This is a genomic window from Nocardioides lacusdianchii (assembly GCF_020102855.1).
Classification (GTDB): Bacteria; Actinomycetota; Actinomycetes; order Propionibacteriales; family Nocardioidaceae; genus Nocardioides; species Nocardioides lacusdianchii.
In genome coordinates, this window is sequence record NZ_JADHZD010000012.1 from 1 (window position 1) to 15,493 (window position 15,493).

14 protein-coding genes and 1 other RNA gene are annotated in these 15,493 nt (G+C 65.2%); 9 read left to right on the forward strand and 6 right to left on the reverse strand.

From position 1 onward, the window contains the following. Positions 1-135 precede the first annotated feature (135 nt). On the reverse strand, positions 136-660 hold the full coding sequence (locus IRX98_RS16105; protein WP_224278493.1) for a sigma factor: 525 nt from the start codon (positions 658-660) through the stop codon (positions 136-138). A 453-nt stretch (positions 661-1,113) separates the two neighbouring features. Here IRX98_RS16105 and IRX98_RS16110 point away from each other — a divergent pair, with 453 nt between their 5' ends. From IRX98_RS16110 to IRX98_RS16150, 9 genes are all read left to right on the forward strand, one after another. Further along, a complete protein-coding gene (locus IRX98_RS16110) occupies positions 1,114-2,157 on the forward strand; it encodes a nucleoid-associated protein (RefSeq protein ID WP_224278495.1) in 1,044 nt (347 codons plus the stop codon). Further along, positions 2,154-3,161, forward strand: a complete 1,008-nt coding sequence (locus IRX98_RS16115; protein ID WP_224278497.1) for a GTP pyrophosphokinase — start codon at positions 2,154-2,156, stop codon at positions 3,159-3,161. The genes IRX98_RS16110 and IRX98_RS16115 overlap by 4 nt, the downstream gene beginning before the upstream one ends. A gap of 124 nt (positions 3,162-3,285) precedes the next feature. Next, entirely contained in the window at positions 3,286-3,612 is a 327-nt protein-coding gene (locus IRX98_RS16120; RefSeq protein ID WP_224278499.1) for a nucleotide pyrophosphohydrolase, read from the forward strand. Next, entirely contained in the window at positions 3,593-5,350 is a 1,758-nt protein-coding gene (locus tag IRX98_RS16125) for a DNA/RNA helicase domain-containing protein (RefSeq protein WP_224278501.1), read from the forward strand. Before IRX98_RS16120 ends, IRX98_RS16125 begins: the two co-directional genes overlap by 20 nt. A 174-nt stretch (positions 5,351-5,524) precedes the next feature. After that, the gene (mobF, locus tag IRX98_RS16130; RefSeq protein ID WP_224278503.1) at positions 5,525-8,065 is read left to right on the forward strand and encodes a MobF family relaxase; all 2,541 of its coding nucleotides are present in this window, start codon (positions 5,525-5,527) and stop codon (positions 8,063-8,065) included. Positions 8,066-8,163: 98 nt separating this feature from the next. Beyond that, positions 8,164-8,394, forward strand: a complete 231-nt coding sequence (locus IRX98_RS16135; protein WP_224278505.1) for a helix-turn-helix domain-containing protein — start codon at positions 8,164-8,166, stop codon at positions 8,392-8,394. A 28-nt stretch (positions 8,395-8,422) separates the two neighbouring features. Next, positions 8,423-9,556, forward strand: coding sequence for a tyrosine-type recombinase/integrase (locus IRX98_RS16140; protein WP_224278507.1), 1,134 nt, complete (start codon positions 8,423-8,425; stop codon positions 9,554-9,556). A gap of 52 nt (positions 9,557-9,608) precedes the next feature. After that, entirely contained in the window at positions 9,609-9,881 is a 273-nt protein-coding gene (locus IRX98_RS16145; protein ID WP_224278508.1) for a type II toxin-antitoxin system Phd/YefM family antitoxin, read from the forward strand. Positions 9,882-9,986: 105 nt separating this feature from the next. Then, the gene (locus IRX98_RS16150; RefSeq protein WP_224278509.1) at positions 9,987-10,634 is read left to right on the forward strand and encodes a hypothetical protein; all 648 of its coding nucleotides are present in this window, start codon (positions 9,987-9,989) and stop codon (positions 10,632-10,634) included. A gap of 239 nt (positions 10,635-10,873) precedes the next feature. Here IRX98_RS16150 and IRX98_RS16155 read toward each other — a convergent pair whose 3' ends face one another. The 5 genes from IRX98_RS16155 to map form a co-directional block, all read right to left on the reverse strand. Beyond that, the gene (locus IRX98_RS16155) at positions 10,874-11,458 is read right to left on the reverse strand and encodes an HNH endonuclease signature motif containing protein (RefSeq protein ID WP_224278510.1); all 585 of its coding nucleotides are present in this window, start codon (positions 11,456-11,458) and stop codon (positions 10,874-10,876) included. Positions 11,459-11,508: 50 nt separating this feature from the next. Next, complete coding sequence (locus tag IRX98_RS16160) at positions 11,509-13,053, reverse strand: AAA family ATPase (protein ID WP_224278511.1); 1,545 nt, start codon at positions 13,051-13,053, stop codon at positions 11,509-11,511. Positions 13,054-13,062: 9 nt separating this feature from the next. Continuing rightward, positions 13,063-14,079, reverse strand: a complete 1,017-nt coding sequence (locus tag IRX98_RS16165) for a nuclease-related domain-containing protein (protein WP_224278512.1) — start codon at positions 14,077-14,079, stop codon at positions 13,063-13,065. A gap of 148 nt (positions 14,080-14,227) precedes the next feature. Beyond that, positions 14,228-14,608, reverse strand: an RNA gene (gene rnpB, locus IRX98_RS16170) — RNase P RNA component class A. Positions 14,609-14,621: 13 nt separating this feature from the next. Further along, on the reverse strand, positions 14,622-15,470 hold the full coding sequence (map, locus tag IRX98_RS16175; protein ID WP_224278513.1) for a type I methionyl aminopeptidase: 849 nt from the start codon (positions 15,468-15,470) through the stop codon (positions 14,622-14,624). Positions 15,471-15,493 lie beyond the last annotated feature (23 nt).

Genomic DNA, 15,493 nt, shown 5'->3' on the forward strand with positions numbered 1-15,493 from the left:
GCGCAACCGAGGACCGAAGTGGAAGAGCCGGCACCGGCCGGAGACCGAGCCATGCCCCGACCACCGCACCCGCCGGCATTCACTAGGAATCACCGACCCCTGATCACCCTCGGTGGATCAGGGCTGAGTCCGCAGTCAGGCCACGTCGTCGCGGCGCGCGGCGTCGCGGATCGCGCGCAACGCGGATCCGAGGCGTCCGGCCACGACGCCATCGCTGGTCCCGGTCGAGTGAGCGACCTGCGACACGGTGCGGCCACCGAAGTAGACGAGCCGCACGGCGTGCTGCTCGTCGGGGTCGAGTCCGTCGAGCACGGGCGCGGCGTTGGACGGCCCGGCCGGGACCGCGGTGCCGTGGGTGCGGACGTGGGCCACGGCCAGCCGGTGGGTGGTGGCGACGATCCACGCGGCCGCCGGGCCGTGGGCAGGGGTCCAGGACGGGGCGTACGCCCACAGCTCCGCGAAGGCCTCCCGCACGACCTCGCAGGCCAGGTCCGCGTCGCCGAGCACGTCGAGGGCGAGCCCGTAGACCGGGCCGGCCGTGGCGTCGTACAGCTCGCCGAACGCCTCGAGGTCACCGACGCTCGCACGCTGCACCAGGTGGGCCAGGGTGTCGTCGAGCGCGTCGGGCACCACCGTCGGGCGAGGCGGGGTCGTCGTCACCGGCAGCTCCAGGGTCAGGGGAGCGCCCGCGGCAGGGTGCCCGGGCGAGCGATGTGCTCGAAGGTAGCCACCGGATCGCCCGCACACACGCGACCCCCGTCCATCGGGGTGAGGTGGTGGGGAGTGGGTCGGCCTGTAGGCCGGGGCGGGTTCTCGCATGATTTGCCGTTGGTGGAACTCAACGAAAATGGCCTCTGACCTGCGGAAACGTGATTTGGAGTGACTGTCCGGAACGGTCGTCCCTGAATTTCTTGCGGACTCTGTGCGGACTAAGACGAGGCTGATCAAGCCCGATCAGGCATGCCGCCCGACCCGCCAACGGCCGTCGCGCTACACCGGTCAACGCCCGGCTAACTCCGGGGAAGTCAAAGGTGACCCTGAACTGTCAGGCGGTGCTTTACGCTGCCCCTGGGGCAGGCCCATGGGAGGGCTTGGCATACGACGGGGGCCATCATGGTTAGCTCGCTGCGCATCGACAAGCTCATCCTGCACGGCATCAAGAAGGCGAGCCGCCAAGAGGACGTGGAGCCGGACCTCAGCCAGGCTGAGTCGGAGTTGTCGGAGGCGATCCGTGCTTTCTTGCAGCAACAGGTGCGTGGGTCGCTGAAGTACGGGCGGGAGATCGTTGAGGAGCCCGGACTCTCCGACCTGCCAACCCAGGTCCGGGCCTACTGGGCTGGGCAGGAGACCCTTCTAGAGTGCTCGACCCTCTTGGCGCGCAACTTGCAGCGCAACCAGCCGGCGGTGAGTCCGGAGGGCCTCCTCATGGTTGCTGACGCCACGGTGGACAACAAGCAGCGGGTGTTCGTCGTGGCAAAGCTCGAGCACGAAAAGGGTGCACAGGCCAAGCGCGAAGAGAACGCTCAGGGCAAGCTGATCTTCAGCATGCAGTTCCTCGATGACCTCATCTTCACCACCGGCTCGCGGGTCTACAAGATCGGCTTCTTCCCAGTCCCCGACGATCCCGCTGGGCCGCTCGCGGGCCTCGTCGTCGACCGACAGGCTCAAGGCCACAACGTGGCTCGCTACTTCCGCGAGAGCTACCTCGGCTGCGCTTGGAAGGAGCGACCCGAGCTCGTCACCGAGCGCTTCATGGACACCGTGCAGAAGTGGATCAACTCGCTGGAGGAGCCGGAAAAGCGAGCGCGTTACACCGTCGACCTCATCTCCGAGCTACAGAGCCCGGACACCGGACTGTCGATCAGCTCGTTCGCGTCGGCGCATCTCGACGTGGCCGACCGTGACCCGTTCGAGCGCGCGGCCAGAGAGGTGCTTCCCTCAGCCGAGATCCCGAAGGACCTCACACTCGTGCAGTCGCGCATCAACAACGTCCGCATGGACACCGCGTCCGGCATCGTCGTCATCGCCCCGCCCGAGCCGATGCGCGACGGAACTCTGACCGTGGAGAGCGACCAGGGCGGCAAGTCCGTGATCACGATCCACGATCAGATCAGCGGCACCGGCGGCAGCGGACCGATGAGGAAGAAGTCCTCGTGAGCACAAGCGCGGCCGACCTCGCAATCGCGCGCTTCGAGCGCGAGCGCGACCGCTACGAGCGGGCCGGAAGGGCCGTCGTGTCGGTGCTGCGTGAAGCTCTAGGTCCAGCAGGCCTCGCACCCCACATCACCTCGAGGGCCAAGGATCTCGCCAGCTTCCGCCAGAAGATCGCCGTCAAGGGCTACGAGGATCCCTGGCGTCAGATCACAGACAAGGTTGGCGTGCGCGCGGTCGTCGAGCGAGCAGGCGACGTCGACCGGATTCACCAAGCCCTTGTGGACGACGGCCGCCTAGCGATCTACGACCGCACCGACAAGCGCGCCCAGCTCCAGTTCGACTCCCTCGGCTACTCCGGGCTCCACCTTGATGTCTACGCCCCCGCCGAAGAGGGGGATACCGAACGCGTTCCATGCGAGATCCAGATCCGCACTGTCGCTCAGGACGCGTGGTCGGTGGTCTCACATAAGTTGGTGTACAAGCCGCACGTTGAGCTCCCGGACACGGACAAGCGGGCCATCATGCGACTGGTGGCTCTCATGGAGCTGTTCGACGGGGAGGTGGAGCGAGTCATGGACAAGGCGCAGTCCCTTGCCGCGCTCGAGGCCCCGGCGCCCGCACCTGTCGACCTGCTTGAGCTCGTCACCGCTCAGTACGCACGCTTCGAGGACACGCCCGGTCACCCCGAGCTCTCCCATCTGGTGCTTGAGGCTGTCGGCTCGGCCCTTGCAGCTGATGGCGTTGACGACTACGTGCGTAAGCTGCGAACGTTCGTCGACGAGCACCGTCAGCCTCTGCAAAGTCTGTACGACGACTACGGCCCCCGCTCCGCCATGGCCACCTCGTCCGACTACGTGTTGTGGTCGCAACCTGAGAGCCTCGCGGTGCTCGAGTCGCTCGAGCACCGTCAGCACCGACTTAAAGCGGCCTGGCTCGAAGCTGAGCTGCCTGTGGCCTGGCTGCGATCCCTTGCAGACCACACTTCCGCCGACCTGGATCTGGACTGAGCGCCGTGCCCATTCCGCCCCAAGGTCTCGAGGACCGGGACGTGCGGCAGGCCGGGCGCCGAACGGAGGATGCGGTGCCTGAGGAGTCGCAGTGCGGCATGTCAATAGCAACTAGTCTGCCGCCATGTCCGCTGATCCCGTCCTGGCCCAGCTACGCGCATTCGTTGCCGAGCGGGACTGGGACCAGTTCCACAGTCCGGCGAACTTGGCGAAGTCCATCTCCATTGAGGCGGGGGAACTCCTCGAGTGCTTCCAGTGGTCTGACGCCGTCAAGCCGGAAGAGACCGTTGCCGAGCTCGCAGACGTGTTGACGTACTGCCTGCTCTTGGCCGACAAGTTGGGCGTCGACGCCAGCGAGATCGTGCTCGCGAAGCTCGAGGAGACCAAGAAGAAGTACCCCGTCGAGACGGCCGCTGGCCGAAGCACGAAGTATGACCGGCTTCCGGATTGAGAAGGGGCCGTTCGCGGCTACCCAGATAGAGGCATGGACGGGGCTCGACCCGCGCTTCCGCAACTGGCCCGTCGTGTACGCGCTCGACGGCGATGACCAGATCTACGTTGGTGAGTCGATGAACGTCGCCACCCGCTTCCGCCAGCACCTCGCGTCGAAGGAGAAGCGACACCTCAAGGGTGCGCGCGTCGTACTCGATTCGACTTTCAACAAGTCCGTATGTCTTGACCTTGAGGCATTCCTGATCCAGAGACTCTCAGGTGACGGAACGTACCAAGTCACCAATCGCAACGTCGGCATCTCCGATCGTGACTACTACGGTCGCGAGCAGTATCAGCGGATCTTCGCCGACATCTTCGAAGAGCTGCGCCGCGATGGGCTCTTCAGTCGTTCGTTGCCGGAGATCGAGAACTCCGACCTGTTCAAGTTGTCGCCTTTCAAGGCGCTTACCGATGACCAGGAAGTGGTCGTCCTCGACATCCTCGAGGGACTGTTTGACGACATCGCGTCCGGGACGCCCAGTCAGATCGTCGTGCAGGGTGAACCTGGCACCGGCAAGACCGTCGTGGCTGTCTACCTGATGAAGCTGCTCAGCGACATCCGGGCATCTGATTCATCGCAGCAAGTTGAATCAGAGTCGGTGCTTGCAGAGTTCTTCGTCGAGGGCTACCCAGAGCTCCTCCAAGGCTTCCGGATCGGGTTCGTCGTTCCGCAAATGTCGCTTCGAAGGACGATCCAACGCGTGTTCAAGCGCACCCCGGGCCTCGAAGCTTCGATGGCGATGTCGCCGTTCGAGATGGGGAACAGTCGAGAGCGCTTCGACCTGCTCATCGTCGATGAGGCGCACCGGCTCCGACAGAGCGGGAATCAACCGGCCGGCCCTTTGTACAAGATGTTCTCCGACATCAACGTAAAGCTGTTCGGACATGACGACCCCGACCTCACGCAGCTCGACTGGGTGCGGGCCAAGAGCACACACCAGATCTACCTCATGGATTCCGCGCAGAGCATCCACACCGGCGACGTCCCCAGCCGTGCACTCGATTCCCTGATGGCTCGGAGCGATGCCTCGCATCGCCGCTATCGACTGACCTCGCAGATGCGCGTCAGAGCGGGCGAGGACTACGTCGGCTACGTACGAGGCGTGCTCAGTGACTCTCCCCCTGAGCCTCGACACTTCGCTGGCTATGACCTTCAGTTCTTCGACGACCTGGCTCAGATGCGCCAACTGATCCTTCAGCGGGATCAAGAATTCGGGCTCGCGCGTCTGGTCGCAGGCTTTGCCTGGCCATGGATTAGCCGGAAGGACAAGGCGGCCTATGACATCGAGATCGACGGTGTCCGGATGCGCTGGAACGGCACCGACGTGGACTGGGTCAACTCACCGGGCTCGGTCAACGAAGTCGGGGTCATCCACACGATCCAGGGCTACGACCTCAACTACGCGGGGGTCATCATCGGACCGGACCTTCGGTACGACGCAGCCCGTAGCGAGCTCCGTTTCGACCGCCGGAGCTACTTCGACCCCACGGCTGCGAACAACATGCCGCGACGCGGGATCTCCTTCAGCGACGAGGACATCCTCGGATTGGTGGAGAACATCTACGCCGTGTTGCTGACGCGCGGAATGCTGGGGACGTACGTCTACGTGTGTGACCGACCACTCCGCGAGCGTCTCCGACCGTACTTCGGCATCTCGACCGCCAACCCAGCAAACGCGGCGCATCCGAGCCGCTGACACACACCCACCGCCAACCACCGACGGCTCCCTGATCCATCAACCCTCTGCGCGTTCTCCCCGCCCCAAATAAGCGGCACGCATGCTACGAAGTTTCGTGAGGGGGTAAGGCGGGAAAGGCCGTCTGACCTGCGGATTCGCGGTTCTTGGTGAACGTCGATGGGGGCGTCTCGGGTGCACGGTGGGCTGAAGATATATCGGGGCAGTGCGGCAGCAGCGCGCAACTACGTCGAGGCCGACCGCTCTCGGGCCGACGACTACTACCTGGCCGAGGGCAGCGGGCTGGCGCAGCGTCTCGTCGCTGGGCCCAGCTTCGTCCAGCGACGCGGGGACATGGACGGCCCGACGTACGAGCGGTGGGTAGCGGGGTACGACGTCGAGTCCGGTGCAGCGAAAGGCCGGCTCCGCTCTAACGACCAAGCGGTCCGGTTTGTTGAGGTCACCGTCAACGGACCGAAGACCTGGTCCATCGCGGCGGCGCTGCATCCTGAGATAGAGGAGGCGTATGACGCTGCGCAGGATCGCGCCGCAGCGGAGATCATCAGTTGGCTGGCCCAGCACGCCGCCACCCGGGTAGGACCACGCGACCGCCAGGTGCAAGTCCCGGTCGAGCAGATCGAGGCTGCCGTCGTACGGCACTTCACCTCACGTGCCGGTGATCCGCACCGGCACCTTCATCTCCAGATCAACGCTCGGGTGAAGGCGGCCGGAGCGCCGCGCGGACTGCACACGGTGGGGATCCGCGACAGCCTCGAGGCAATCAACGGCATCGGGCACGCCGCGGTGATGACCGACCCTCAGTTCCGAGCGGCGCTGGCATCGCATGGCTACTCGCTCGACGACGACGGCGGTGAGATCGTCGAGCTGAAGGCGTACGCCGGAGCGTTCAGCGCGCGGGCACGACAGATCGAGACAAACATCGACCGCTACGAGGCCGGGTGGCGTGCGGACCATCCCGGCGAGGAGCCGGGTCCGGCCCTGCGGCAGTCGTGGGACCGGCGCGCCTGGTCCGAGGCTCGCCCGGACAAGGTCGTCCCGGTGTCGGGCGACCAGCTGCGCGAGCGGTGGTCGGACGAGCTCGACGACCTGGGATTCGTTGCACCCTCCCGGCCGCGTCATCTCGCCACGGTCCGACCGGGGGAGCTGGACCGAGAAGTCATCGTCGACAGGGCGCTCACGAGGCTCGGATCTCGACGGTCAGCGTGGAACGGTGCTGACGCTCGCGGTGAGGTGGAGAAGCTGATCGCGTCGGCCGGAGTGGTCGTCGACGGCGCTGTCCGCCAAGAGTTGGCCGAGGACCTCGCAGCGCGGGTGCTCGAAGCCTCCTCGTTGCTGCTCGGTCGCAACGACGTCCCTGCGCACGTCAGAGCCCACACGTCGCCTCGCGTCCTGGCGGTTGAGCGTGAGCTGGTCACGCGCATCGCGCGGCGCGCCGACGAGAGGACGATCACCGTGGTCGAAGGTGCCGCCGGGGCCGGCAAGACGCGTCGGTTGGCTGCGAAGCGAGCAGAGGTCGAGGCACGCCGTGGACGGATGTTGATCGTGACGCCGACTCGCAAGGCTGCACAGGTCGCGTCGGCCGAGGTCGGCACCACGGCGTACTCCGTGGCTTGGCTCCTCCACCAGCACGGCTACCGCTGGGACGAGGACGGGCGTTGGGAGCGCGCGGAGCCGGCACCCGACGCGCCGCGCCTCGATCGCCGCACACTCCTGGTCGTCGACGAGGCCGGGATGCTCGACCAGGACGCGGCCCGCGCACTGCTCGAGCTCGCCGACGCCACCGGTGCTCGGTTGACGCTCGTCGGCGACCGGCACCAGCTGCCGGCGGTCGGACGCGGGGGAGTGCTCGACCTGGCGGCCCGGTTCGCGCCGAGTCAACTGGTCGAGTTCGAGGGCGTCCACCGGTTCGCCGATCCGGAGTACGCCGACCTGTCGCTGCGGATGCGTACCGGCGACCGACCTGACGGGGTGTTCGACGAGCTGGCACGTCGTGGGTTGGTGGTGGTGCACGCCAGCGAGGTCGAACGGGTCGCCGCGCTCGCCGCGCGTGCCTCGAGCGGCGATCTCGTCGTGGCGGACACCCGTGAGCAGGTCACCCGGATCAACAGTCTGGTCCACCACGTCCACGCTAGAAGAGGAAAGGACGCCGACGTCCTCGTCACCTCTGCGGGCGAGCGAATCGCGGTGGGGGACCGGGTGGCAACCCGTCGCAACGACAGCGAGCTCGGGGTCGCCAACCGGGAGCGGTGGACCGTCGTCGCTGCGCGACCGGACTCGGTCGAGGTCATCGGTGACGCAGGACGTCGCGTCGTTCCCGCGGCCTATGCGCGTCGGCACCTCGAGCTCGCTTTCGCCACTACGGCGTACGGCGCGCAAGGTTCGACCGTTCCGACCTCACACGTGCTGGTCGGCGAGCACAGCGGCGCCGCGTCGACGTACGTCGGGATGACCCGCGGGCGTGAGCGCAACGTCGCGCACCTGGTCGCTGAGACAACGGACGACGCGCGCCGTCAGTGGGTTGAGGTGTTCGGCCGCGACCGCGCCGACCTCGGACCGACGCACGCTGCCCGTCGTGCGGCTGAGGACGTCGACCGGTACGGCCCCACTGCACCGAGGCGACCCGCGCTCCGACCGCCGGCCCCGGTAGCGCGTCGCCCTGAGGAACAGCGCTATCCGCAGGGGCAGCCAGCACTGGGGCCTGGTATCGGACGGTGAGGCACACGGACCTCACCGACGGTCGCACGCGGACGTCCGAATCCATCGGCGTGGGGTTGCTTCTCCAACGGCCCATCACCACACCTACGGAGGAACTCGTGACCACCACAACGACCCACGTTCCGTTTCCCGAGCGCGATGCCGAAGAGCTGATGACACTGTCCGAGGTCGCTGACATCCTGAGGGTGCCGATCAACACGATGCGCTGGTGGCGCCAGCGCGGCGTCGGCCCAGAGTTCTTCAAGATCGGCCGCCACCTCGTCACCACGGTCGGCGACGTACGGCGGTTCATCCGCGAGCAGCGCCGCCAGCAGCAAGGCGCTCTCTGACAGCTCACCCACCTCGTTCCGAGGAGCCATGGCCAACATCCAGAAGCGGCCGGACGGCCGGTGGCGTGCGCGCTACCGCGACGAAGCCGGCCAGGAGCACGCAAAGCACTTCACCCGGAAGCTCGACGCACAGCGGTGGATCGACGAGGTGACGACCTCGATCGTCATCGGCCAGTACGTCGATCCCCGCGCCGGCAAGATCACTTTCAGGGAGTACGCCGAGCAGTGGCGCGCCGCGCAGGTGCATCGACCCACCAGCGAGGCGTACGTCGAAGGCGTGCGCAGGCGGCACGTCTACCCGATCTTCGGTGCCCGGCCGATCGGCAGTGTCCTGCCGTCGGAGGTGCAAGCGTGGGTCAAGCTCCTCGGAACGGGGGACCGGGCCGCCAAGAGAAAGCCACTGGCGCCGGCGACCGTGGGCGTGATCCACGGCGTGGTGTCGGGGATCTTCCGGTCGGCGATCCGCGATCGCAGGATCATGGCGAACCCTTGCGAAGGCACTCGGCTGCCGCGAGTCGAACACCGGCGGATCATGCCGCTCGCCACGAGCCAGGTCGAGACGCTGCGCGAGCACCTGCCTGATGACCTCAAGGCGCTGGTCACCTTCGCCGCCGGTACCGGCATGCGCCAAGGAGAGATCTTCGGGCTGACCCGCAACAGGCTCCGCCTGCTTGGCACTAACCCAGTAGTGGTCGTGGACCGACAGCTCCTTACGCGACTCAACCGCGTCACGGAGTTCGGGCCGCTGAAGACGCGGGCGAGCTACCGCACGATTCCGCTACCGGCGAGCGTCGTCGATGCGCTCAACGGCCATCTGGCGGCTCGCAACATCGGGGACGACGACCTGATCTTTACCCTCGACGGCCGCCCGATCACTCGCCAAGCCTTCGGCCACGTTTGGCGCCCAGTCGCGAAGGTGGCCGGACTGAACCAAGCCACCGGACCCGGCATGCACGCCCTGCGCCATTACTACGCCTCGCTGCTCATCAGGTACGGCGAGTCGGTCAAGACCGTTCAGGCCCGGCTGGGGCACGCTTCGGCATCCGAGACCCTCGACACCTACAGTCACCTCTGGCCGGACTCCGACGACCGGACGCGTGAGGCGATCGATTCTGTCCTTAATCAGGCTCGGGGGAGTGGGGTCGAAGTGCCCGGCGCATGAAAGTCCCTGTTCTTGACTCGTCGAGAACATACGGTTCTGGGCAGGAGGAACGATGAGGACTGTCAGCTACGTCGAGTCGCAGGCCCGCTTCGCAGAACTGCTCAACACTGCCGTTGACGATCGTGAGGAGGTCGTCGTCACGCGTGACGGACGCGAGTCGGTGGTGATCGGGTCGCTGGCGAAATTCGATCTCCTTCGGGAGACGGCTCACCTGACTCGCTCCCCAGCCAACGCCCGTCGTCTCCTCGACGCCATCGAGCGCCTCGAGAACGGCACCAGTGACAGGCACGGACTGAAGACGCCGACCGAGAGCGCCGCTGGTTAAGCGGTTGCGGCAGACCATTCACGCCACGTCGCGGCGGTGCGACACGGCATCCGCCGCACAACCGTTCGTACTAGTTCGTCGCCGAGGGACGACTAGGTTACATTCATGAGTAGCGAAGATTCCGACGCGCGTTTCGCCCGCTTCGGCAGAATGGTCCATCGAAGTCTCACTGTGGACGCCCCCTTCGGTTCGCTTTCAAAGGGCGAACTTGAACTCGCCGTCTTCTCGGCGCTTGTGGGCGCGGAGCTGGTGGACTCAGACGACCGACCCTTCCGCCTCGCCAAGGCGCTGCGCTGCACACCTACGCGTGCGAGTTCGTTGGTCTTTAATTACCGGCTCCGGACGTTGTCTTCCGATCCTGCGAAGGCGGGACTGCTCCGCGCCATCCGTGTGGTCGAGGACAATGAGGCTGCCAAGCATAACCAGGTCATCCTCAACGTAGAGGATCGTTTTTGGCGTGAGGTTCTCATCGACGAACTGAAGAACCACGATGTCTTTACAGACAGTTCCTTCAATCGGGAGCGCCTAGTCTTGAGCGCCAAGTCATTCGTGTCTGCGTGCGAGAAGGTCTTCGGCGACGAAGGTGAGAAGATCGCCGCGGCAGTAAGAAGGGCCACCAAGGACGGGAAGAAGCGGCAACCCGGTGAAGTGATCCAGTCGCTGGTAACTGGCGCGTTGGGCGGCGCCGCTAAAGCTGCTGGTTCGGCGGCAGCCCGCCCGACGATCGAGTTCCTCGCGAGCTCGATCACCTAGGCGGCACGTTCGCGTGCACGTCCGGCTCGCAGGACCCTGGGCTAAGCGGGAGACTGCTCGAGAGCACGGTGTCGGCGTTCCCATGTATGCCTGTACGGACCGGACTGGGGCAAGCGACGCGGGCCAGCTGCGCGATGAAATTCGGGCGTGAATCTCGCGGGTCCGCCGAGTCTGTCCCGGCGTCGGACGGGCCCGACCCTTCTCGACAGCCGCGGACGATTCACCGATGCGTCATCCGGCTAGGCCGGGAACCCCCTCCAGCGCGCGAAGGCGACGAGGGCGGCAGAAAATTCTCTGTCAGGTGCGATTGCATCACTTACATCTTCAGCGAACAACTGCTTTTTTTCCACGTCATCTTCGGAATCCCACTGCCTCAACCGTTGGTCGAGATCTTCCAGCCGCCGCATCCGGGACCAAAACAGGTCCTCGCGCTGTGCAAATTTCAGTTGCCGTAGCGTGTTTTCACCGCGCGAACTGCCAAGAGCCGCAACGGCGACGGGACCGGCGAACACGATGTGTTCTTCGACAGCGTCGATGTAGGGATCGAGTAGTCGCAGGTCATCATGGTCTGTCCAATAGTTCCCCTTGTTTGTGTTACAACGTCCACACGCTGGCCCAAGGTTCTCCCACTCAAGAACCAGATCTGGGAAGGAGTCCTTTGGCCGGATGTGATCCACTGTGAGATAGCTGACATCCTCACTTTTTCCCTCGCAGTACATGCACTTCGACCGCCCCTCGGCTCGCAGGGCACCGAGAATCTCAGGATGCTTCCACGGCGACGGTCTGCGAGTTGGATCGGCGGCCTTCCATTCATCCGTCTTCACGTGCCTATTCGTTGCCAGCCAAGGTGGTTCCTGGCCCTTCTGCAGTCGTATCAACGGTCGTACTCCTGCGCGGTCAACGCCTCGATCGAAGCCGGAAAATATTGTGCCAAACCAAGGTCTGTCAATTGATTTTTGAGCGTTCGCAGCTGCTCGGCCGACGGGCGAGGAGGCAAACCTAGAAGCGCAGCACTCAACGTCTGTTCGGCCCATAGGGGCAGTGGTGTGTCCAAGCCAAGTACCGAGGTGAGCGTGTCGTTCGGCGTGGATGACGCGTCGAGGGAGTCGATCCGTCTGGCACTGACCCGGCCCTCTTCTTCTCTGTGGCGCAGCGCGTACACGGCACAATCGCGCGTTCCCGTCACCACAAAAGGACTGTGGGTCGCCACGATGAAGGTCGCGTCTGGAAAGCCGTGCAGCAGCGCCGGGATGATGCTTCGCTGCAATTCAGGATGAAGGTGATTCTCAGGCTCGTCGATACATACTGTAAAGGCGCCCGACTCTCGGCCTCTCAGGAACACTTGCCACGAGAGCTCAAGCATGGCGCTCAGCCCACCTGACGCCGCCTCTAGCGGGAAAGACGTACCGCCTGCGTGAATAATCACGTCGCCCTGAAATACGCGGAGTTCCTCAAAGAGGAGATCCCGGGGCAGGAAATCCAACAGGACAGCTTGAAAGCCTTCCCATACGGCGCGGGCCTCTTCGTCCGGCTGGACCGCCTGATTGCCGTAGCCGTGCATAGCGGCGGCGACTAAAGCCTCCTTCATTCGATAGAGCGGCGGGTGTTGGGTGGACCCTCCCATGTAGCGCGTGTAAACCTCGGACGAGAACTGTTGGAGGAGAATGGTGGACGCCGAGAAACGAGCTGGCAAATTCACGAGTTGTTGATAAGCGCTAATGGATCGGTGGGACGAGATAAAGAGCCCAGGCACCAGTTGTTGCGCAGGGAAAATCGGTGCAGTCACGCTAACGCCTGGCGCGAGTTGCTGCGCGATCGGCGTGCGGACCCCATTGCTGTAGCTCAACTGTCCAACTGTTGTTACGACTGGGCCATCCTGAGCCCCAGTGTCCCGTTTTGATAGCAATTGAGCGCCCCAGCTGAAGTGGGGCGCGAGCAGATTCAGTAATGTAGTTTTGCCTGATGCGTTCGCGCCAGTAAGTACCGTTAAACGAGGGTGAAAGTCTATCTCCAGGTCGGCGAACTGTCGCCAACGGGATAGGCGCAAATGAGTGAAGCGATTCTCGCCTGAGATAAACCGAGATTGGACTGCTTCTTTCAATTCTTCCAATTCCAACCACCGACCGACGACGGGGTCCTGTGAGTCGAGCAGTGTCGGTCGATCCGGACCGAGGGCGAGTTCAGCACGGCCCTTCTCCGATATGGCAAGACTCAAACCGTCCGGGCGATGGACGAGATTCAACAACTCGACCAATTCGAGCGCTTGGAAGAAGGGGCGCGCCACCTCCGGAGACTGGAGCCAATCTGGTTCACCTTGGTTGGCCAGGTTCAAAACCGACATGGTGTCAGTGGGGCCGCCGAAGCGCCCAAGCGCAAGCATGATTTTTCGTGCCGACTGATCTAGCCGATTCCAATCCATGCGCGGACTCTAACAACGGCGCCTGCAGCGACTCTGCGTCATGTGGCGCACATGTGGGTTGACCTCCCACCAGTCGACGAGCAGTACCCAATTTTCGAGTGCCCTCCGGGCCCCAACCATTCTGGGCGCTGTGCAGCGCCGCGGCGCTCCGAGTTGGGCCGGCGGAAGGGCTGCGGCTAACGCTTGATGCAGGGCGTCGGGGTCGACCTGGGATGGCGTCGGCGCCGTCAAACGCGGGTAGAGCTTCTTCGGCCACAGCACGTCCACTCCGCGGGTCGTGAAGGCTCCGCCGATGATCGGCCAGTCGGCGTCAATGAAGCACAGCACGCCAGTGACAGGAACATGGTCACCGGCGATGGCCCGCACGAGGTCGACCTGTTTGAGGACGCCGTGGACCAGCTTGGTGCGGTCGCGTCCACCCACCAGCAACTTCTCAGTGCGGGGGCGAAGGAGACCGCGCTCGATCTTGAGCGTCGGGCGGCCGCTGTAGCGCTTCGGGTCGATGACGTAGACGCCGGACGGCGTGAGAGCGATGTGGTCGATGTTGGCGCGGGTGCCGGGGATGCGGCGGTCGTGAAGTACGCGGAGGGTGTCGGAGGCGAGATCGTTGAGCTTCTCGCCGAGTCGCTCCTCGCCGATGGCGCCGGTACCCCAGGCTTTTGTCGACTGGGGTTCCTCGGTCAGCGCGAGGATGAGGCCGCCGAGGTTGGGGTGCCTTTCGCGGACGCCCGCTTCGTCCTTGGCCCGGCGGCGTTCGTACTCGCGGCGGGCCGAGGCGCCTGGGGTGCCGGGGTCGATGGGGTTTGTCGATGGTTTCGAGGCTCGCTTCGCTCGCACCTCAACCACCGAGTGGGCGGGGGAGACCTCGTCCGGCGGGCGGGTGGCGGGGGAGCAGTCGAGGCAGCGGACGGTCTTCGTCGTCCGTTCGTAGATCGCCTCGACGCGGGCCGCCAGCTCGGCTTCGCAGACCCGGCAGACGCCGGCGTAACGGAGCTTCATTCGCTTCTCGTTGGCACCTTCGGACACGCCGCGACCCTAGGTCGGAACGCGCCTATCCGGTGGCGGTTCGGGCCGATCAACGACGGTAGTTGAAGACGCAAGAGTTTTCCTCTTGCGGACTATCTGCGGACTACGCGGTGTCGTAATCACGTTTTCGCAGGTCAGAGGCCTGTAGGGAGTGGGTCGGCCTGTAGGCCGGGTTCTGTCCTGCCGAAGCAGGGGCGACCATCCATCTGCGACGACCGTTGCCGGCCGCCTGGTGCGATCTACCCGGATGCTCGGGCGGGCCGCCCTCGAACGCATCCTGTCTGATCTTGCTCCGGGTGGGGTTTGCCTAGCTGCACCGGTCGCCCGGCGCACTGGTGGTCTCTTGCACCACCGTTTCACCCTTACCTCCTCCCGGAGGAGGAGGCGGTCTGTTCTCTGTGGCACTGATCCCGCGGGTTTCCCCGGGTGGCTGTTGGCCACCACCCTGCCCTGTGGAGCCCGGACCTTCCTCGACCCGCCGTCCCCGGACGAACCAGGGGTGACGGACCGCGGCCGCCCGGCCGACCCACTCGGGCCTGAGTCTAGGGGTGGGTGAGCACCTCGGCGCCATCAGCGGTGACGAGCAGGGTGTGCTCGAACTGCGCGGATCGGCGGCGGTCCTTGGTCACGACGGTCCAGCCGTCGTCCCACATGTCGTAGTCGGCAGTGCCGAGGTTGAGCATCGGCTCGATGGTGAAGGTCATCCCGACCCGGATCTCGTCGTCGAAGCGCTCGTCGTCGTAGTGGGGGATGATCAGACCGGAGTGGAACGCGGTGCCGATGCCGTGGCCGGTGAAGTCGCGGACCACGCCGTAGCCGAAGCGCTTGGCGTAGGCCTCGATGACCCGCCCGATGATGTTGACGCGGCGCCCGGGCCTGACCGCCTTGATCGCCCGGTCGAGCGACTCCTTCGTGCGCTCGACGAGCAGCCGGGACTCCTCGTCGACGTCCCCGGCGAGGAAGGTCGCGTTGGTGTCGCCGTGGACACCGCCGATGAAGGCGGTGATGTCGATGTTGACGATGTCGCCGTCCTCGACCACCCGGGAGTCGGGGATGCCGTGGCAGACGACCTCGTTGACGCTGGAGCACAGCGACTTGGGGAAGCCGCGGTAGCCGAGCGTGGAGGGGTAGGCGCCGTGGTCGCAGAGGAACTCGTGGCCGATGCGGTCGAGCTCGTCGGTCGTCACGCCCGGCACGACGTGGGAGCCGACCAGCTCGCGGGCCTGCGCGGCCAGCCGACCCGCGACGCGCATCCGCTCGATCGTCTCGGCGTCCTTGACCTCCTCGCCGGTGAACCGCTGCGGTGCCGGGCGGTCGACGTACTCCGGGCGGGGGATGTGGGCGGGCACGGGACGACGCGCAGACACCTCTGCGGGGGACACGGCAGGCACGGTCGTGAGTGTAGTTTCGCCCT